This window comes from Streptomyces sp. NPDC046887 (genome assembly GCF_040644755.1).
Taxonomy (GTDB): domain Bacteria; phylum Actinomycetota; class Actinomycetes; order Streptomycetales; family Streptomycetaceae; genus Streptomyces; species Streptomyces lichenis.
Window position 1 is genome coordinate 37,864 of record NZ_JBEYXH010000032.1, and the last position, 19,697, is coordinate 57,560.

17 protein-coding genes are annotated in these 19,697 nt (G+C 71.4%); 3 read left to right on the forward strand and 14 right to left on the reverse strand.

Annotated features, from left to right (window positions below; translation table 11 throughout):
• Positions 1–186: 186 nt before the first annotated feature.
• From pssA to ccrA, 7 genes are all read right to left on the reverse strand, one after another.
• Positions 187–1,053, reverse strand: a complete 867-nt coding sequence (gene pssA / locus ABZ945_RS24820) for a CDP-diacylglycerol--serine O-phosphatidyltransferase (protein ID WP_361273542.1) — start codon at positions 1,051–1,053, stop codon at positions 187–189.
• On the reverse strand, positions 1,046–1,702 hold the full coding sequence (locus tag ABZ945_RS24825) for a phosphatidylserine decarboxylase (protein ID WP_248634437.1): 657 nt from the start codon (positions 1,700–1,702) through the stop codon (positions 1,046–1,048). Before ABZ945_RS24825 ends, pssA begins: the two co-directional genes overlap by 8 nt.
• Before the next feature lie 169 nt (positions 1,703–1,871).
• Positions 1,872–3,077: an acyl-CoA dehydrogenase family protein gene (locus ABZ945_RS24830; protein ID WP_361273435.1), complete on the reverse strand. Its 1,206-nt coding sequence runs from the start codon at positions 3,075–3,077 to the stop codon at positions 1,872–1,874.
• Positions 3,078–3,079: 2 nt separating this feature from the next.
• Positions 3,080–3,634, reverse strand: coding sequence for a MaoC family dehydratase (locus tag ABZ945_RS24835; protein ID WP_361273438.1), 555 nt, complete (start codon positions 3,632–3,634; stop codon positions 3,080–3,082).
• A gap of 5 nt (positions 3,635–3,639) precedes the next feature.
• Positions 3,640–4,611 (reverse strand): CoA ester lyase, encoded by a 972-nt coding sequence (locus ABZ945_RS24840; RefSeq protein WP_361273440.1) that lies wholly within the window; start codon positions 4,609–4,611, stop codon positions 3,640–3,642.
• Positions 4,608–6,620, reverse strand: a complete 2,013-nt coding sequence (locus ABZ945_RS24845) for a protein meaA (RefSeq protein ID WP_361273443.1) — start codon at positions 6,618–6,620, stop codon at positions 4,608–4,610. Before ABZ945_RS24845 ends, ABZ945_RS24840 begins: the two co-directional genes overlap by 4 nt.
• A 35-nt stretch (positions 6,621–6,655) precedes the next feature.
• Positions 6,656–7,993: a crotonyl-CoA carboxylase/reductase gene (gene ccrA / locus ABZ945_RS24850; RefSeq protein ID WP_361273445.1), complete on the reverse strand. Its 1,338-nt coding sequence runs from the start codon at positions 7,991–7,993 to the stop codon at positions 6,656–6,658.
• Positions 7,994–8,457: 464 nt separating this feature from the next.
• Between ccrA and ABZ945_RS24855 the strand changes: the two genes are divergently transcribed.
• Positions 8,458–9,513 (forward strand): hypothetical protein, encoded by a 1,056-nt coding sequence (locus ABZ945_RS24855; protein ID WP_361273448.1) that lies wholly within the window; start codon positions 8,458–8,460, stop codon positions 9,511–9,513.
• A 10-nt stretch (positions 9,514–9,523) separates the two neighbouring features.
• Here ABZ945_RS24855 and ABZ945_RS24860 read toward each other — a convergent pair whose 3' ends face one another.
• Positions 9,524–10,378: a TetR family transcriptional regulator gene (locus ABZ945_RS24860; RefSeq protein WP_361273450.1), complete on the reverse strand. Its 855-nt coding sequence runs from the start codon at positions 10,376–10,378 to the stop codon at positions 9,524–9,526.
• Between the two features lie 145 nt (positions 10,379–10,523).
• On the reverse strand, positions 10,524–12,308 hold the full coding sequence (locus tag ABZ945_RS24865) for a 3-hydroxybutyryl-CoA dehydrogenase (RefSeq protein WP_361273453.1): 1,785 nt from the start codon (positions 12,306–12,308) through the stop codon (positions 10,524–10,526).
• A gap of 575 nt (positions 12,309–12,883) precedes the next feature.
• On the opposite strand from ABZ945_RS24865, the gene ABZ945_RS24870 reads away from it, so the two are divergent.
• A complete protein-coding gene (locus ABZ945_RS24870) occupies positions 12,884–13,531 on the forward strand; it encodes a HEAT repeat domain-containing protein (RefSeq protein ID WP_361273456.1) in 648 nt (215 codons plus the stop codon).
• A gap of 68 nt (positions 13,532–13,599) precedes the next feature.
• On the opposite strand, the gene ABZ945_RS24875 is transcribed toward ABZ945_RS24870, so the two are convergent.
• Positions 13,600–14,757 carry an NAD(P)/FAD-dependent oxidoreductase gene (locus ABZ945_RS24875; RefSeq protein ID WP_361273458.1) on the reverse strand — a complete coding sequence of 386 codons (1,158 nt, stop codon included), beginning with the start codon at positions 14,755–14,757 and terminating at the stop codon, positions 13,600–13,602.
• Positions 14,758–14,899: 142 nt separating this feature from the next.
• On the opposite strand from ABZ945_RS24875, the gene ABZ945_RS24880 reads away from it, so the two are divergent.
• Positions 14,900–15,523 (forward strand): helix-turn-helix domain-containing protein, encoded by a 624-nt coding sequence (locus ABZ945_RS24880; RefSeq protein ID WP_361273460.1) that lies wholly within the window; start codon positions 14,900–14,902, stop codon positions 15,521–15,523.
• A 26-nt stretch (positions 15,524–15,549) separates the two neighbouring features.
• Here ABZ945_RS24880 and ABZ945_RS24885 read toward each other — a convergent pair whose 3' ends face one another.
• From ABZ945_RS24885 to ABZ945_RS24900, 4 genes are all read right to left on the reverse strand, one after another.
• Positions 15,550–16,236: a GNAT family N-acetyltransferase gene (locus ABZ945_RS24885; protein ID WP_361273462.1), complete on the reverse strand. Its 687-nt coding sequence runs from the start codon at positions 16,234–16,236 to the stop codon at positions 15,550–15,552.
• Between the two features lie 35 nt (positions 16,237–16,271).
• Positions 16,272–16,685 (reverse strand): RidA family protein, encoded by a 414-nt coding sequence (locus ABZ945_RS24890; protein WP_361273464.1) that lies wholly within the window; start codon positions 16,683–16,685, stop codon positions 16,272–16,274.
• A 72-nt stretch (positions 16,686–16,757) separates the two neighbouring features.
• Complete coding sequence (locus ABZ945_RS24895; RefSeq protein WP_361273466.1) at positions 16,758–18,416, reverse strand: alpha/beta hydrolase; 1,659 nt, start codon at positions 18,414–18,416, stop codon at positions 16,758–16,760.
• 238 nt (positions 18,417–18,654) lie between these two features.
• Entirely contained in the window at positions 18,655–19,689 is a 1,035-nt protein-coding gene (locus ABZ945_RS24900; protein WP_361273468.1) for an Rv2578c family radical SAM protein, read from the reverse strand.
• Positions 19,690–19,697: the final 8 nt, after the last annotated feature.

Here is a 19,697-nt window from a genome sequence, read left to right on the forward strand (position 1 = left end):
GGCCGACGCGGCCGGCTGGTGGCGCGGGGTCGCCGAGCAGCTGGAGCGCGGCACCCGGCGGGTCTGGGCGGCGTACGGGGCGGGCGGCCGGCTCGTTCCCGGCCCCCGGCAACGACGAAGGGCCCGGTGGCGAGTGTTCGCCACCGGGCCCCTCGTTCTCCGCGTCTGCCAGGGCAGCCGCGTCTGTCAGGGCAGCTGCGCCGTCCGGGCCTCCCGGCTCTCGCGCCGGTTGCCGCGGAAGGTGTTCACCCGCCGGGCGGTCGCGAAGAGCGGGATCACGGCGCCCAGCACCACCTGGAGCACACAGCCCATCTGGAGCAGCAGCTGCCCGCCGGGGGCGTCGAACGCCCAGGCCACCAGCATGCCCATGGCGCCGACGATCCAGCTGAGCATCGCCACCGCGAGGATCCCGCGCGGCTTGGGGTACTCCACCCGGCTCACCATCAGCCAGGCGGTGCCGATGATCGCCAGCAGCGTCGGCACGAAGGGCAGCTCAAGCAGCACGATCGAGACGACCGTCAGCGCGCCGAAGGGGCTCGGCATGCCCTGGAAGACGCCGTCTCTCACCGTCACACAGGAGAACCGGGCCAGCCGCAGCACCACCGCCAGCAGCACCACGATCGCGGCCACCGCGGACACCCGCTGGTGCGCGTCGTCCGCGACCATCCCGTACACCAGCACGAAGTACGCCGGGGCCAGACCGAAGCTGATCAGGTCCGACAGGTTGTCCAGCTCGGCGCCCATCGGGGAGCTGCGGAGCTTGCGCGCCACCAGCCCGTCGAAGAGGTCGAAGACCGCCGCGCAGAGCATCAGGATCACCGCGGTGGCGGCCGAGTGCCGGGCCATGCCGGACTCGTCGCTGCCGGTGAGGTGCGGGATCAGGATGCCGGTGGTGGTGAAGTACACCGCCATGAAACCGCAGGTCGCGTTGCCCAGGGTGAGGGTGTCCGCTATCGACAGCCGCAGTGAGAGCGGCATGTCCTCGGTCTCCTCCCGGGTCTCGTCGTCCTCGGTGTCGGCCACCCAGTTCGCCGGTGTCTCGGGATCAATCACGGTCAATGCGAGTCACCCCCGCGGTCGTGGTCTGACCGACCTCGACGTCCACCTCGACACCTTCCGGAAGGTAGATGTCGACCCGCGAACCGAAGCGGATCAGACCGATGCGCTCGCCCTGCTCGACCTTGGTGCCCTGCGGGATGTACGGCACGATCCGCCGGGCCACGGCGCCGGCGATCTGCACCATCTCGATGTCACCGAGCTCGGTGTCGAAGTGCCAGACGACGCGCTCGTTGTTCTCGCTCTCCTTGTTGAACGCCGGCACGAACCCGCCCGGGATGTGCTCGACCGACGTCACCGTGCCCGCCAGCGGGGCGCGGTTGACGTGGACGTTGAGCGGGCTCATGAAGATGGCGACCCGGGTCCGGCCGTCCTTCCACGGCATGATGCTCTGCACCACACCGTCGGCGGGCGAGATGACCCGGCCCTGAGCGATCTCGCGCTCGGGGTCGCGGAAGAACCACAGCATGCCGGCGGCCAGCGCGGTGGCCGGCACGGCCAGCGCCTTGGCCCCCTTGGAGCGGCGGGAGCGGGCGAGGCTGAGGGCAGCGGTGGCGACGGTCGGCAGAAGCCACGGCGATGCTCCGCGAGCGATGCTCATGCCAGAGAGGCTGTCGCGAGATGCAGAGGTTTGGCTGTGGGGCATGGATGACCTTCGTAGCGGATGGCGCCGCGCGGGTGACGGGGGACGGCGGCTTTTCAGCGATGCTATCGGGTGCGGCCCGCAACTGGGAAAGCCAGAAGCCGAGTCGGAGGCCGGAAGACGATGACAGGGTGTGATCTTCTTCGCGGCCAAACCGACCGAAAAGCGACATTCAGCCCTGGAACCGGTACTCTTCCAACAACCGCCGACCGATGATCATTTTCTGGATCTCGGCGGTACCTTCACCGATGAGCAGCATCGGAGCCTCGCGGTAGAGGCGCTCGATCTCGTACTCCTTCGAGAACCCGTATCCGCCATGGATACGGAAGGCGTCCTCGACGACCTCCTTGCAGTATTCGGAGGCGAGGTACTTCGCCATCCCTGCTTCCAGGTCGTTGCGCTGCCCGGAGTCCTTCTTGCGTGCGGCGTTCACCATCATCGCATGGGCGGCCTCCACCTTGGTAGCCATTTCAGCCAGTTTGAACTGGATGGCCTGGTGCTGGGCGATGGCCTTGCCGAAGGTGTGGCGCTGCTGCGCGTACGCCACACCCAGCTCGAAAGCACGCTGGGCGACTCCGCAGCCACGGGCGGCCACGTTCACCCGGCCCACCTCGACGCCGTCCATCATCTGGTAGAAGCCCCGGCCGGTGGTGCCGCCCAGGACCCGATTGGCCGGAACGCGCAGGCCGTCCATGATGAGCTCGGTGGTGTCGACCCCCTTGTAGCCCATCTTGTCGATCTTGCCGGGGATGGTGAGCCCCGGCCGCACCTCGCCGAACCCGGGCTCCTTCTCCACCAGGAAGGTGGTCATCGACTTGTGCGGGGCGGTGCCCTCGGGGTGTCCTTCGTCACTCCGCACCAGAACGGCGACCAGAGTGGACGAGCCGCCGTTGGTCAGCCACATCTTCTGGCCGTTCAGGACGTACTCCTCACCCTCCTTCACCGCCTTCGACGTGATCGCCGACACGTCCGAGCCGAGCGCCGGCTCCGACATGGAGAACGCGCCCCGCACCTCGCCGGCCGCCATCCGCGGCAGGAAGGTGTCCCGCTGCTCCTGGGTGCCGTGCTGCTTGAGCATGTACGCCACGATGAAGTGGGTGTTGATGATGCCGGACACCGACATCCAGCCGCGGGCGATCTCCTCCACGCACAGCGCATAGGTCAGCAGCGACTCGCCGAGCCCGCCGTACTCCTCCGGGATCATCAGACCGAAGAGCCCCAGCTCCTTCAGCCCGTCCACGATGTCCTGCGGGTACTCGTCCTTGTGCTCCAGCTGGGTGGCGACCGGGATGATCTCCTTGTCCACGAAGTCGCGGACGGTGGAGACGATCTCCTGCTGGACGTCGGTCAGACCGTGGGTCTGCGCCAGTCGTGCCATGGCTACTTCTCCGTCTTCTGCGTGTCCGCCGGCTTCGCGTCGGCCTTGCGCGGGGGCTCGACGAGGTCGGGGCGGCCCGGCTGCTCGCCGCCGCGCTCCTTGACGTACGTCTCGGTGGGCACCATCACCTTGCGGCGGAAGACGCACACCAGGGTGCCGTCCTGCTTGTAGCCCTTGGTCTCCACGTACACGATGCCGCGGTCGTTCTTCGACCGTGACGGGGTCTTGTCCAGCACCGTGGTCTCGCCGTAGAGGGTGTCGCCGTGGAAGGTCGGCGCCACATGGCGCAGCGACTCGATCTCCAGGTTGGCGATCGCCTTGCCCGACACATCGGGCACCGACATGCCCAGCAGCAGCGAGTAGACGTAGTTGCCCACCACCACGTTGCGGCCGAAGTCGGTCGTCTTCTCCGCGTAGTTGCTGTCCATGTGCAGCGGGTGGTGGTTCATCGTCAGCAGGCAGAAGAGGTGGTCGTCGTACTCGGTGACCGTCTTGCCGGGCCAGTGCTTGTACACCGCGCCGACCTCGAACTCCTCGTAGGTGCGTCCGAACTGCATGGCGATCAGGCCTCCGGGGCTTCGAAGGAGGAGGTGCGGGTCATGCCGGCGGCCCGGCCCTTGCCGGAGATGACCAGCGCCATCTTCCGGCTGGCCTCGTCGATCATCTCGTCGCCGAGCATCGCCGAGCCCTTCTTGCCGCCCTTCTCGGAGGTGTAGTAGTCGTACGCGTCCAGGATCAGCTCGGCGTGGTCGAAGTCCTCCTGGGACGGCGAGAACACCTCGTTCGCCGCCTCCACCTGGCCCGGGTGCAGCACCCACTTGCCATCGAAACCGAGGGCCGCCGCCCGCCCGGCCACCGCCCGGAACCCGTCCACGTTCTTGATCTGCAGGTAGGGGCCGTCGATCGCCTGGAGGTCGTTGGCACGGGCCGCCATCAGGATCTTCATCAGGATGTAGTGGTAGGCGTCCGCCGGGTAGCCGGGCGGCTGCTCGCCGACCACCAGCGACTTCATGTTGATGGAGGCCATGAAGTCGGCCGGGCCGAAGATGATGGTCTCCACCCGGGGCGAGGCCTCGGCGATCTCGTTGACGTTGTTCAGCCCGCGGGCGTTCTCGATCTGCGCCTCGATGCCGATCCGCCCGACCTCGAAGCCCATGGTCTTCTCGATCTGGGTCAGCAGCAGGTCCAGCGCCCGCACCTGGGCGGCGTCCTGCACCTTCGGCAGCATGATGCAGTCCAGGTTGGGCCCGGCGCCCTCCACCACGGTCACCACATCGCGGTAGGTCCACTCGGTGGTCCAGTCGTTGACCCGGACCACCCGGGTCTTGCCGGTCCAGTCGCCCTCGTTGAGGAACTTCACGATGGTGTGCCGGGCCTCCGGCTTGGCCAGCGGGGCGCAGGCGTCCTCCAGGTCCAGGAAGACCTGGTCGGCGGCGAGGCCCTGGGCCTTCTCCAGGAAGCGCGGGTTGGAACCGGGCACCGCCAGGCAGGAGCGGCGCGGACGGAGCCGGTTGACCGGAGCGGTCGGGGTCATGCGGGGACCTCCAGAGGGTCGAGCTTGTTGGCGGTGCGGATCTCGTCGACGATACGGCCGATGATCTCCGTGATGCCGAAGTCCTTCGGGGTGAAGACGGCGGCCACACCCGCCCGCTTCAGTTCGGCGGCGTCGGCGCCGGGGATGATCCCGCCGACGATGACCGGGATGTCGGGCGCGCCGGCCACGCGCAGCCGCTCCAGCACGTCCGGCACCAGCTCGGCGTGCGACCCGGACAGGATCGACAGGCCGACGCAGTGCACGTCCTCCGCGAGGGCGGCGTTCACGATCTGCTCCGGGGTGAGCCGGATGCCCTGGTAGACCACCTCGAACCCGGCGTCCCTGGCCCGTACGGCGATCTGCTCGGCACCGTTGGAGTGCCCGTCCAGGCCCGGCTTGCCCACCAGCAGCCGCAGCCTGCCCGAGCCCAGCTCGTCCGCCGTCCGGGACACCTTCTCCCGTACGGCGGCCAGCAGGCTGCCCCGCTCGGCGGCGACCGCCACCGGGGCCGAGGACACCCCGGTCGGCGCCCGGAACTCGCCGAACACGTCCCGCAGCGCCCACGCCCACTCGCCGGTGGTGACACCCGCGCGGGCGCACTCCAGGGTGGCCGCGAACAGGTTGCCGTCCCCGGCCGCGGTGGCCTTCAGCGCGGCCAGCGACTCCTGGGCGCGCGGCTCGTCGCGGTTGTCCCGCCACTCGTGCAGGGCGGCCACCACCCGCGCCTCGTTGGCCGGGTCCACCGTCATGATGGCGGTGTCCAGATCGGCGGTGAGCGGGTTGGGCTCGGTGGTCTCGAAGATGTTGACGCCGACGATCTTCTCGTCGCCGGCCTCGATCCGGGCCCGCCGCTCGGCGTGCGAGGAGACCAGCTGCGACTTCAGATAGCCGGACTCCACCGCGGCCATCGCGCCGCCCATCTGCTGGATCCGGTCGATCTCCGCCAGGCACTCCTCGACCAGGGCGTCCACCTTGGCCTCGATGACATGCGAGCCGGCGAAGATGTCCTCGTACTCCAGCAGATCGCTCTCATGCGCCAGCACCTGCTGGATCCGCAGTGACCACTGCTGGTCCCAGGGCCGGGGCAGCCCCAGCGCCTCGTTCCAGGCCGGCAGCTGCACCGCCCGCGCCCGGGCGTCCTTGGACAGGGTGACCGCCAGCATCTCCAGCACGATCCGCTGGACGTTGTTCTCCGGCTGCGCCTCGGTCAGCCCGAGGGAGTTGACCTGCACCCCGTAGCGGAACCGGCGGTGTTTGGGGTTCTCGATGCCGTACCGCTCCCGGGTGATGCGGTCCCAGATGCGCCCGAAGGCACGCATCTTGCACATCTCCTCGACGAAGCGGACGCCCGCGTTCACGAAGAACGAGATCCGGGCCACCACATCGCCCTTCTTCTCCTCGGGTACCTGCCCGGAGGCGAAGACCGCGTCCAGCACGGCGATCGCGGTGGACATCGCGTAGGAGATCTCCTGGACCGGCGTCGCCCCGGCCTCCTGGAGGTGGTACGAGCAGATGTTGATCGGGTTCCACTTGGGGATGCGGTTGACCGTGTACGTGATCATGTCCGTGGTCAGCCGCAGCGACGGCCCGGGCGGGAAGACATGCGTCCCGCGCGACAGGTACTCCTTGACGATGTCGTTCTGAGTCGTCCCCTGGAGCCTGGCGATGTCCACGCCCTGCTCCTCGGCGACCACCTGGTAGAGCGCCAGCAGCCACATGGCGGTGGCGTTGATGGTCATCGAGGTGTTCATCTGCTCCAGCGGGATCTCCTGGAACAGCCGCCGCATGTCACCCAGGTGCGAGACGGGCACCCCGACCCGGCCGACCTCGCCGCGGGCCAGGATGTGGTCCGGGTCGTACCCCGTCTGCGTGGGCAGGTCGAAGGCGACGGACAGACCGGTCTGGCCCTTGGCGAGGTTGCGCCGGTACAGCTCGTTGGACGCCTCGGCCGTGGAGTGGCCGGCGTACGTCCGCATGAGCCACGGCCGGTCCTTCTGGCGCTCGGTCATTCAGACCTCTCAGAGACTCGGTGCCTACCGGAGGGTCACACGTTCCGGAAGCGATTGATCGCGTCGATGTGCTGGGCGCGCTTCTCGGCGTCGCGGACGCCCAGCCCCTCCTCCGGGGCGAGGCAGAGCACCCCGACCTTGCCCTGGTGGGCGTTGCGGTGGACGTCGTGGGCCGCCTGGCCGGTGTCCTCCAGGGCGTACACCTTGGACAGCGTGGGGTGGATCTTGCCCTTGGCGATCAGGCGGTTGGCCTCCCATGCCTCGCGGTAGTTGGCGAAGTGCGAGCCGATGATCCGCTTCAGCGACATCCACAGATAGCGGTTGTCGTACTGGTGCATATAGCCGGAGGTCGAGGCGCAGGTGGTGATCGTGCCGCCCTTCCTGGTCACATACACACTGGCGCCGAAGGTCTCCCGGCCCGGGTGCTCGAAGACGATGTCGATGTCCTCGCCGCCGGTGAGCTCGCGGATGCGCTTGCCGAAGCGCTTCCATTCCTTGGGGTCCTGGTTCTCCTCGTCCTTCCAGAACTTGTAGCCCTCGGCGTTGCGGTCGATGACCGCCTCGGCGCCCATGGCCCGGCAGATGTCCGCCTTCTCCGGGGAGGAGACCACACAGATCGGGGTGGCACCGCCGGCCAGCGCGAACTGGGTGGCGTACGAGCCGAGCCCGCCGCTCGCGCCCCAGATCAGCACGTTGTCGCCCTGCTTCATCCCGGCCCCGTTGCGGGAGACCAGCTGGCGGTACGCGGTGGAGTTCACCAGGCCCGGCGAGGCGGCCTCCTCCCAGCTCAGGTGGTCCGGCTTGGGCATCAGCTGGTTGGACTTGACCAGGGCGATCTCGGCGAGCCCGCCGAAGTTGGTCTCGAAGCCCCAGATCCGCTGCTCCGGGTCGAGCATGGTGTCGTTGTGGCCGTCCGAGGACTCCAGCTCCACGCTCAGGCAGTGCGCCACGACCTCGTCGCCGGGGTGCCAGGCGTTGACCCCGGGGCCGGTGCGCAGCACCACGCCCGCCAGGTCGGAGCCGATGATGTGGTACGGCAGGTCGTGCCGCTTGGTCAGCTCCGAGACGCGCCCGTAGCGCTCCAGGAAGCCGAAGGTGGACAGCGGCTCGAAGATCGAGGTCCACACCGAGTTGTAGTTGACGGAGCTGGCCATCACGGCCACCAGCGCCTCGCCCGGGCCCAGTTCGGGCAGCGGCACGTCGTCCAGGTGCAGCGACTTGCGCGGGTCCTTGTCGCGGGTGGCGAGCCCTTCGAACATCTCGGTCTCGTCCTTGTGGACGGTGACCGCGCGGTACGACTCGGGCAGCGGGAGAGCGGCGAAGTCGGCGGAGGTGGTCTCCGGCGACTGGATCGCGTCCAGGATGTCCTTCACGGTGTTGCCTCCGGCGGGTGTGTCTCCTCCGGCCCGGCGAGGGAGCTCGGGCCTGGTGCGGAGGAGGCGTCAGGGACGCTGAGGGGGAACGTCGGTGGTGCTGCTGCTGCGGATGTGGTGCGGAGGGGTGCCGTCGGTTCGGCCGGGTGGTGCTCGGCAGCGCGGGGTGGTGCGCGAAAGGTGCCTGTGACGCAGGCGTCCGGGCGCGCGAGCCGGGTGGCTTGCGGGGACAGCCGGCGTGCGAGGGGACCTCGGCACGCCGGCCGCCCGGACAACTTCAACGTATGACACCGCGTGCCAGTCGGCAAGACACTGAGTGCCAGGAATTTCTCTCAGTTGTCATCTGGATGTCACAGATGAGCGATGATCGATCGAATGGCTCTGACCTCCCGGAAAAACCGCTGGTCAGAAGTGGTTGGCGGGGGAGAAGATCCCCGTCGGCGGCAGAGCGGGAAGAGGTCCGGTTGACGATTTTCGGATGTACGGGATGCGGTGCGGAGCTGACCGCACCGCTGTCCCGGGTGGCACTGCCGGACAGCGCCCACCAGACGCACGGCTACCACGTCACCGTGCCCGTCCTGATGGAACCGGGGACCTACGCCGTCGACCCGGCCCCCTCCGGACCGCCATGGCGCCGGTGGCACGAGGTCTCCCCCGAGGAGGCCGAGGCCCAGGGCGTCCACGCGCCGGTGCACGCCCTATCCTTCGGGGCGCCCGGCGCGGTGGCCACCGCCCCCGGCGACCTCCGGAACACCGCCGTGATCCCCGACCGCTGCGGCGGCAACTGCTGCGGGCTGGACGGGAGCGACGGCCCCAACCTGGCCTGTCTGCGCTGCGGCCGGCCGGTGGCCACCCGGATCGACGACTGCACGCTCTGGCAGGTGGTGTGGCTGGAGGCGCCGGCGGTGCGCCGGATCCACGGCGAGCCCGAGGCGCCCGCCGCCGGCTGGGACGAGGTCGTGTCAGGGGAGGGCAGCGCGCCCATCGACCCGTCCGGCGGCTGGAACCCCCGCTGGGAGGCGACCGTCGGCGCCGCCCTCGCCCGGCTGCTCGCGGCCTCCGACGGCACCCCGCTCGCCGTCCCGGACGGCCCGCTCGCCCCCGTCTTCCGGCGTGCGCTCGACACGCTGCTGCCGCCCGGCCCGGGCGCCCGGACCATCGCCCTGGCCGGCCCCGGGCTGCCCGCCACCCGCGCCCGGCCCGACTTCGCCCTGGTGCCCCGCCACCCGGAGACCGGCGAGGTGTGGCAACCGCCCGGCGGCACCATCCCCGTACCCCTGGACGCCGGGGTGTGGACCTGGCTGGCCCGCGCACCGGAGCGCGTGCGGCTCCCCGCCACCGGCGGGCTGCCCGAGGGCGTCGAACGCGACGACCCGCTGCCGCTACGGCCCTGGTGCCGGTTCCGGCCGGCCGGGGACGTCTTCTTCCGCACCCTGGCCCGGCTGCCGGAAGTCCGCCGGCCCTGGCTGCGCGCGCTTTACGAGGAGCGCCGGGAACGGCCCTGGGCCGACCCCTTCTGAGCCCCGCGTCCTACCGGTTCTTCAACGTCCGCTCGATCGCGCCCATGATCTCCTGGAGCGGCGCGTCGGTACGGGCCACCGCCACCAGCACGTCCCCGGCCGCCGTCGCCGCGGCGGCGGGCTCGGCCGGGGTGGCCGCGGCGGTGGACGGCACCGACCCCGACCGCCCCGCGCCTATCCCCGTACCGAAGGTGTCCCGGACGATCGCGAAAGCGTGGTCCAGCTGGGCCTCCACATCGCCCTGCCCACCCGCCCGCAGCCAGCGCCGCAGCACATGGTTGTGCGCGGTCACCACCGCCGAGGCCGCGACCTCCGCCAGCAGCGGGTCGTCATTGCCGTCATGGTGGTCGCGCTCGTCGAAGTGGCCCAGCAGATAGCGCGTGAACAGCCGCTCGTAGCGGGCCACCGAGGCGATCTCCCGCTCCCGCAGCGTCGGCACCTCACGGGTCAGCCGGTAGCGCTCCACCGACACCGCCGGGGAGGCCGCGTACATCTTCATGACCTCCTTGATCCCCCGGCACACCGTGTCCAGCGGGTGCTCGTGCGCCGGTGCCGCGTTCAGCACCGCCTCCGCGCGGACCAGGGTGTCGTCATGGTCCGGGAAGATCGCCTCCTCCTTGGAGCGGAAGTGGCGGAAGAAGGTGCGCCGGGCCACCCCGGCCGCCGCCGCGATCTCGTCGACGGTCGTCGCCTCGTACCCCTTGGTGGCGAACAGCTCCATCGCCGCGGTCGCCAGCTCACGCCGCATCTTCAGCCGCTGCGCGGCGGCCCGCCCACCGGCGGGACTCTCCGGCGGCTCGGTCCGGGAGGCCGCCCGCGAGGGCTGCGAGGAGGTGGCACGGGGTGACCTGGCGGGCTGGGACATGCCCTGAACGTACTGCATACGGGCGGGGGAGCGCGCCCGAGGTCCACGGCCGGCGGGGTCCTCGGCGGTCCCCCGGGAAGGGTGCGGGGAGGGCCCGAGCAGCCCTCCCCACTCCCCGTACGGCTCCTGGCCGGGCACAGTCCCGTCAGCGCCGGGCATATTCGCGGAAGCCGCGCCCGGTCTTGCGGCCCAGGCAACCGGCCGCCACCAGGTGCTCCAGCAGCGGCGCCGGGGCCAGCCCCGGGTCCCGGAACTCCCGGTGCAGCACCCGCTCGATGGCGAGCGAGACATCCAGCCCCACCACGTCCAGCAGCTCGAACGGACCCATCGGATAGCCGCCGCCCAGCTTCATCGCCGCGTCGATGTCGTCCAGCGAGGCGTAGTGCTCCTCCACCATCTTGATCGCGTTGTTGAGGTACGGGAAGAGCAGCGCGTTCACGATGAACCCGGCCCGGTCACCGCAGTCCACCGGGTGCTTGCGGATCCTGGCGGTGACCTCGCGGACGGTGGCGTGCACCTCGTCGGCGGTCAGCACCGTCCGCACCACCTCGACCAGCTTCATCGCCGGCGCCGGGTTGAAGAAGTGCATCCCGATCACATCCTGCGGGCGGGAGGTCGCCCGGGCGCAGGCCACCACCGGCAGCGAGGAGGTCGTGGTGGCCAGCACCGCACCCGGCTTGCACACCTTGTCCAGGGTCGCGAACAGCTCCCGCTTGACCGCCAGATCCTCCGCGACCGCCTCCACCGCCAAGTCCACCTCGGCGAACGCGTCCAGCGAACCGGCCGGGGAGATCCGCGCCAGCACCGCCTCCGCGTCCTCGGCCGACAGCCGCCCCTTGGCCACCGACCGGGCCAGCGAACCGGCGATCCGCCCCTTCGCCGCCTCCGCCTTCTCCGGCGAACGGGCCGCCAGCACCACCGCGTACCCGGCCTTGGCGAACACCTCCGCGATCCCGCTCGCCATGGTCCCCGAACCGGCGACCCCCACCGAGCGCACCTCGCGCGCCGGAGCCGCCACGGACCCGCCCTCCAGCGGGGTCGCGGCATCCCGCACCACCACCGAACTGCCGGGGCTCTCGTATGTGTAGAAACCGCGCCCGGACTTGCGTCCGGTCAGCCCGGCCTCGCTCAGCTGGCGCAGGATCGGCGCCGGAGCGTGCAGCCGGTCCCGGGACTCGGCGTACATCGCGTCCAGCACGGTACGGGCGGTGTCCACCCCGATCAGGTCCAGCAGCGCCAGCGGCCCCATCGGCAGCCCGCAGCCCAGCCGCATCGCCGCGTCGATGTCCTCCCGGGAGGCGTACTTCGACTCGTACATCGCGGCCGCCTGGTTCAGATAGCCGAACAGCAGCCCATCGGCCACGAACCCCGGCCGGTCCCCGACCGCCACCGGCTCCTTGCCCAGCGCGAGGGCCAGGTCGGTGACCGCGGCCACCGCCGCCGGCGAGGTGAGCACCGAGGACACCACCTCCACCAGCTTCATCGCCGGCGCCGGGTTGAAGAAGTGCATCCCGAGCACCCGCTCGGGCCGGGCAGACTCCGCCGCCAGCCGGGTCACCGACAGCGCGTTGGTCCCGGTGGCGACGATGGCGTCCGGCCGGACGATGCCGTCCAGCGCCCGGAACACCTCCTGCTTGACCTCGTACGACTCCGGCACCACCTCGATGACCAGGTCCGCGTCGGCGGCCGCCCGGAGTTCGGTGAAGGTACGGAAGCGGGCGAGCACCTCGCGCCGCTGCTCCTCGGTGAGCCGCTCACGGGCCACCGAGCGGGCGGTGGAGGCGGCCAGCGCGTCCACCGCACGGCGGGTGGCGGCCTCACTGATGTCGATGCCGACGACCTCGCGGCCCGCACGGGCCAGGACCTCGGCGATACCGGCGCCCATGGTGCCGAGACCGACGACGGCGATGGTGGAGAGAGGGGTGTCCATCAGGGGACTCCAGGGATGAGTGACGACTGAGGAGGGGCGCGCCCGCGGCACGAGGGAATGCGGGGCGCGCGAAGCTCTGCGCTCTTCTGGCTCTGCTGGCTCTTCTTCGGACGGGCGTGGGCGTGCGCGCCGCAACGGAACCGTCCGGCCGGTGATCGTCCCGAACCCCGGGCCGGTCGGCGACTCGTCCGCTGCATCACGACGCGCACGCCGCCCGCACGCCCATGGCCCGCTGTCGGGGCGTGCCCGGGAGCGGTGGTCGAGCCGGGGTGCGCCCGGGCAGGCGGCGGGTGGAACCGCGACGTACGCGGGAGGGTCCGGGCGGGGGCCGAGGGGCCGGCCGCACGGCCGCACACGATCGCGGGAGGAGAAGCGGCGGGCCCTGTCCCGGGGCCAACGCCGTACAAAGAGGCCGAACCGACTGGCGGTCGCGGCGGCTGCGTCACCAGGCCGCCACGACGGATGCGGGTGTGACCCGCTCACTTGAGCTTAACCAGCGAGTAACGAGCGCGCCAGCCCTGGGAACTATCCGGATCCTGTGATCTGGGTCGCCCTCGCGCTGGATACTGGCCCCCATGGACGCCGCCGAAGACTCCCCCCGGGACGCCGAGGACTCCATCCCCCACGACTCCCTCCGCGACGAGGAGTTCCGCTCCCTGGTGTACCGGCTGCGCGAGGAGGCCGCCGACGACCCCGCCGCCTTCGCGCACCTGACCGGGCCCGCCGTCTCCACCGACGAACTCGCCGCCGTCCTCACCCGGCCCGGCCAACCGCTCTGGGCCCGCGAGACCGCCGCCTTCCGCCTCGGCCTGGCCGGCGACCGGCGCGCCTTCGAGGCCCTGGTCCTCCTCCTCAACCACCGCGACCCCGACCGCTGCGTCTCCGCCGCCTACGCCCTCGCCCGCCTCGGCGACCCCCGCACCGCCCGCGCGGCGGCCGCCCTCGCCACCAACGAACTCCGGGTCGCCTACGCCCTGCTCCCCGTACGGCTCCTCGCCGAACTGCGTGCCCCCGAGTCCGTCCCCGCGCTCATCACCGTCCTCCAACGCCGACTCGCCCCCGGCGACCCGTACTGGCGGGTCGGCGCCGCCTGCGCCGACGGCCTCGGCGCCCTCGGCGACCCCCGCGCCCTCCCCGTCCTCCAAGCCGCCGCCGCCCACCCCCGCCTCGCCACCCCCGCCCTCACCGCCCTGGCCCGCCTCCGCGCCCCGCAGGAGAGCTGAGACCCCCACAGCTGGCAGGTGAAGGTGAGGTCCCACGCCCCGTCAACTCCCTTCTCCCCTTCACCCCGCTACCCCTTGAGCTTCTGCCGCAGGGCGCGGAACTCATCCTGGCTGTCGGGCTGCTGGTCCGCCTCCAGGAGGAGTCCGGCGCCGCCGACGAGCGCCCCGGCCAGGTCGCCGGATCGCGGCAGCATGGTCTTCTCGTAGGCACGGACGGCCTCGTCGACGGTGGAGTGGGTGGCCAGGGCGAGAGCCAGGTCGTGAGCGTCGAGCATGGCCAGGTTGACGCCGACGCCGATCGGCGGCATGAGGTGCGCGGCGTCGCCGAGCAGGGTCACGGTGGGCACATGGTCCCAGGCGTGCGGCGCCGGGAGGACGAACAGCGGCCGGTCGGCGTAGGGGCCGTCGTTGTCGCTGATCATTCGCCGCGTGCTCGGTGCCCATCCGGCGAACTCGTCCAGCAGATGTGCGCGGATGCCGGCGGTGTCCTCGGCGGTCAGACCGGCTGCGGTGATCCAGTCGGCGGGCGCGCGCCGGATGATGTAGACCCGGATGTGCCCACCGCTGTTGCGCTGGGCGAACAGCGCGCGCTCGCCGTCGGCCGCGGTCCCACTGCCATTGCCGACCAGCGCCGAAAGATCGGCGTGGCGGTTTTCGACGTCGTCGAACCGCGCCTCGGTGAAGGTGATTCCGGAGTAGTACGGGACAGCTGCCGAGACGGCCGGGCGGACCCGCGAGAAAGCGCCGTCCGCTCCGATGACCAGATCGGTCTCGACACTCGTTCCGTCGGTGAAGTGCAGCATCCGCGGCCCCTCGGCGGGGCCGGCTACCGAGGCGAGGGTGTGGCCCCAACGCACCGTGCCCGGTGCGAGGGAGTCGAGGAGCAGTTCACGCAGTTGGCCGCGGTCGATCTCCGGCTTGTAGCGGTCGTCCTCGTCCGGCACCTGATCGAGCAGGACCTTGCCGGTGGTGTCCCAGCGGCGCATCTGCTGTCCCTCCGGGCGCGCCAGCTTCCAGAACTGCTCGATCTGGCCCGCTTCACGCAGTGCCAACTGACCTTCGTCGGCGTGCAGGTCGAGACTGCCGCCCTGATCGCGGGCGTCGGCGTCCGGGTCGCGGTCGTAGACGGTGACGTCAACGCCGTGCTTCTGCAGGATGCGGGCACAGGTCAACCCGCCGGGGCCGGCGCCGATGATCGAGATACGGGGGATGGGTGTGGTGTTCATGGTGGTGCTCCGTTCGTGAACGGCACGGCGTTGCTGTGCCGGTGCGCTGCCTGGCGGACACTTCTTCAGAAAAGCACACCGACTCAACTAGTGCAACGGATGCACTTTTGAAGTTGGGCAACCGAAAGTTAGACTCCACGGCATGAGTGACATCGACCCCGACACTGAGACTGGCGCCGCACCTGTGCCGATGGGGCGCCGAGAGCGTAAGAAGGCCGCCACCCGGCAGGCCATCGCCGACACCGCCCTGCGCCTGTTCCTGGAACGTGGGTACGACGACGTGGGCATCCGCGAGATCGCGGACGCCGCCGACGTGTCCACCACGACGCTCTTCAAGCACTTCCCGGTCAAGGAGGCCCTCGTCTTCGACGAGGACGCCGACCAGGAGGCCCGCCTGCTGGCCGCCGTGCGTGAACGCTCCGAAGGCCAGTCCATCCCCGGGGCCCTGTGCGAGCACGCCCTGCGCTATCGCATGGCGGCCGTGGACGGTGATGCCCGCTACACCGCGCTCTTCGGCCTGGTCAACAGCACCCCGGCCCTGCGCGACTACCTCCAGGCCATGTGGTTGCGCCACACCGACGCCCTGGCCCGGGCCATCGCGGAGGAGAGCGGCCTGCCCGAGAACGACCCCGCCTGCACCGCCCTGGCCCACTTCGCGCTCGGAGCCCCCCGAGTGGCCCGCGGGCACGACGACCCCCGTCAGGCCGTCAGGTGCGCCTTCGACCTACTCGAAGTCGGCTGGCGCACCCTCGCCTCCCGCGACTGAGCCCCGGTCGCTGGCCGCCGCGATCGTCAGGGGCGGGAAAGTCGACGGGCGTACCGCAGCTCGGTGAGGGTGGCGCCGCCGACGTGCCAGGGCTCCTCGGCGCCGTCCGGGGCGAAGCCGGCCTTCTCGTAGAAGCGCCGCCCCAGCGTGTTGCCGGCCAGCACCCACAGCCGCAGTGCCGGGTGGCCGGCGGCCGACGTCAGCGCGACGACCTCGTCCATCAGCGCCCGCCCGATGCCGGTGCCGAGCCGCTCGGGGTCCGCGTACAGCGCGTACACCTCGCCGTCGCCGGGCCCGCCGTGGAGGTCCCGCGGGTCCGCCTGCCCGCCCCCGGGACCGCTCGCTCCACCGCCGCCGCCAGCCGCGGGGGTCGCGGGGGCGGGAGTGTCGGGGTGGCGGTAGGGGCCTAGGCAGGCCCAACCGACCGTCTCGCCGGCCTGTTCGGCCACCAGGTGGTGCGGGCCCGTGCGCCGCCCTTCTTCCTTTTTGGGCAACGAGTCGGCGGGGTGCTGGAGTTCCGGGTTGGCGAGAGTTCGCCACGGTGAGGAGGACGAGTAGGAGGGGAGCGCCGTGGCGAGTTGTTCGCGCAGGCGCTGGGCGGTGGCCTCCTCGCTGAGGGCGTCCAGCTGGGGGCGCGGCACCAGGCCGTCGTAGGCGAACCGCCAGCCCGCGGTGCGGATGCGGGCGACGGCCGCGCAGTCGGCGGCCAGCATGGGCCGGACCCGTAGCCGTGAGTCCGGCGGGCCGCTCACCGCCGGGGGCCTTCCGGGAGCACCGCGTAGGCCTCGATCTCGACCAGCAGCTCCGGCCGGAAGAGCGCGGAGACCTGTACGGCGGAGCTGGCCGGCGGGCGGCGGGTGTCGATCACCTCGTCCCTCGCGGCGCGCACCGCCGGCAGATGGGCGACGTCGGTGACGAAGTAGGTGAGCTTCAGCACATCGTCGAAGCCGGCTCCCGCGGCGGCCAGGCAGCGCCGCAGGTTCTCGAACACCCGGCGGGCCTGGGCCGCCGCGTCCCCCTCGCCCACGACCCCGCCCCGCTCGTCCAGCGCGCACTGGCCGGATATCGCGATGAACCGGCCGCTGCCCCACACCACATGGCTGTAGCCGGGCGCGGGAGCGATGCCCTCGGGGGCGGGCACATGGGTGAGGTGATTCGTCATGCGGACCATCCTCACCCATGCCACTGACAGTCCCGCCCCAGGGGCGTCAGCCGACCGGCGTGGCGGGCGGTGTCAGCCTCGGTGGCCGAGCAGCCCGTGCAGTGCCGCGCCACCGGTGGCGGGCACGGTCGCGGCCGCCGCCCCGGCACGACTGCCGCGGGCCGCCGTACCGACCGGCTCGGGTTCCGCGCCCGCCGCGCAGACGGCGTCCGGCTGCCCTTGGCCGCCACCGTCCTTCGGCAGCTCACCGGTGTCCAGATAGCGCGCCAGATGGCCGTCCATGCAGGCGTTGCCCGCGAGGGTGACCCCGTGGTTGCCGCCGCCCTCCTCGACCACCAGCCGGGAACCGCGCAGCTCCCGCCGGGCCGTCACCGCCCCTTCGAACGGGGTCGCCGCGTCCTCGGTCGCCTGGAACAGCAGAATCGGGGGCAGCGCGTCGTTGGTCACCTCGATCCGGGATGCCGCCTCCACCGGCCAGAACGCGCAGGGTGCGTTGTACCAGGCGTTGTTCCAGGTGGAGAAGGGTGCCTTGGCGTGCGTACGCCAGTTGTCCTGGTACCAGGTGCCCCAGTCCTTGGGCCAACGGGCGTCCCGGCACTGCACCGCCGCGTAGATCGAGTAGCCGTTCTCGTCGGACGCGTCGCGCGTGGCCAGTGCCTTGTAGGCGGCGACCAGCGGCGCGGGGTCGCGCTCGTTGGCGTACGCCGAGAACGCCTCGGCCAGCATCGGCCAGTAGCCGTTGTAGTAGCCGCCCGGCAGGAAGGTGTCCTCCAGCTCGGCCGGTCCGACCGTATGACCGGCGGGCCGGCGCTTCAGGGCCTCGCGCATCGCGTACCAGCGCCGCTCCACCTCCGCCGGGTCCGTGCCCAGCTTGTACGCCCGGTCATGGCGCGCCACCCAGGCGGCGAACGCCTTGTGCCGGGCGTCGAAGGCGGTGTCCTGGGCGAGGTTCGCCTCGTACCAGACGCCGCGCGGATCGACCACCGAGTCCAGCACGGCCCGGCGCACCCGGTCCGGGAACAGCCGCGCGTAGACCGCCCCCAGATAGGTGCCGTAGGAGTAGCCGAGGTAGCTGATCTGCCGCGCGCCCAGCGCCTGCCGGATGGCGTCCAGGTCGCGGGCCGCCGCGGTGGTGCTGATGTGCGGCAGCAGCCGTCCGTACTTCTCGCCGCAGGCCCGCGCGAACGAGGCGGCCCGCGCCAGGTTGACCCGCTCGTCGCGGGTGTCCCGGGGCACCGAGTCCGGGCGCACCGGGGTGAAGTAGCCGGGCTTGCAGTTGAGGGCGGGCTTGCTGGCGCCCACACCGCGCGGGTCGAAGCCGACGATGTCGTACTGCGCGGCGGTCTTCGAGGGCAGCGAGGCGGCGATGAAACCGGCCATCGTCCTGCCGCCGGCCCCGGGCCCGCCCGGGTTCACCAGCAGCGGTCCCTGGAAGGTCTTGGCGGTGTGCGGGACACGGGAGAGGGCGAGGGTGATCCGCTCGCCCAGCGGATCGTCATGGTCCAGCGGAACCGAGAGCTCCGCGCACTGGAGCCGGGGGTACGACGTGGTCGCGCACGCCTTCCACGCCGGCGGCGCGGTGGCCGGAGTTCCGGGCTCGGGCGGGGCGGTGGCCGGAGTTCCGGGTTCCGGCGGGGCGGTGGCCGGGCGGGCGGCGGACGCGGGGGCGGCCGTCACCGCCCCGGCCACCATGGCGCCCGCCGCGATCAGCACCCCTACGCGTTGTTGCATCTGGCCTGGCCTCCGAGCTGCATCGGAAAGGGAACGGGGGAGATGAGGAGGGAAACGGAGGAGGGGGCGGGGGCGCCCGAGTGAGCGCCGCCCGTCCGGCTCCTGCCGGATCGTCCCCGCATTCCGATGCGGAGGGGCAGGTTCCGATACGACGTCCCCCGATCAGGTGTGAGCCGGTCGGGGGACTGGCCCGCTGGGGCGGGCCCGCCACATCAGTTCATATCGGGGTGGCGGTTGATCACATCAGGGTGAGCTGGGTGGGTGCCGGCTCCTCTCGTTCCGGTGGGGGCGGGGCGATACGGCGTGCCGCGCCGCGCCGGGCGGGCCCGATCCCGAACTCGTCCGCCAGCTCGTGCACCTGACGGGTGATCCGGCGCTGATACCAGGTGGGCGCGTAGGAACCGCCCGCGTACATCCGTTCGTACCGCCCCACCAGCTGCGGGTGGTGGCGGTGCAGCCAGGTGGTGAACCACTCACGTGCGCCGGGGCGCAGATGCAGAACGAGCGGGGTGACCGAGACCGCTCCGGCGTCCGCGATGGCGCGTACGGTGGCGCGGAGCTGGTCCGGGTGGTCGCCGAGGAACGGGATCACCGGGGCCATCAGCACCGAGCAGCCGATGCCGCGCTCGGCCAGCCGCCGCACCACGTCCAGCCGCCGTTCCGGCGCCGGAGTGCCGGGCTCCACGGTGCGCCACAGCTCGTGGTCGGTGAAGCCGACCGAGACCGAGATGCCGACCTCCGTCACCTCGGCGGCCTCCACCAGCAGCGGCAGGTCCCGCAGGATCAGCGTCCCCTTGGTGAGGATCGAGAACGGGTTGGCGTGGTCGCGCAGCGCCGAGATGATCCCCGGCATCAGCCGGTAGCGGCCCTCCGCGCGCTGGTAGCAGTCGACGTTGGTGCCCATGGCGATATGGGCGCCATGCCAGCTCGGCGAGGCCAGCCGGCGGCGCACCAGCTCCGGCGCGTTGACCTTGACCACGATCTGCGAGTCGAAGCCCAGCCCGGTGTCCAGGTCCAGATAGCTGTGCGTCTTGCGGGCGAAGCAGTACACGCAGGCGTGGCTGCAGCCCCGATAGGGGTTGACCGTCCATTCGAACGGCATCCGGGAGGCGCCGGGCACCCGGTTCACGATCGAACGGGCCCGTACCTCGTGGAAGGTGATGCCGCGGAACTCGGGCGTGTCGAAGGTCCTCGTCACGACCGCGTCCGCACCGAACAGGGCCGGGTCGGCGGTGGCCGCGGCGGGGTGGTCGCTCAGGTTGTCCCAGCGCATGGCGCCTC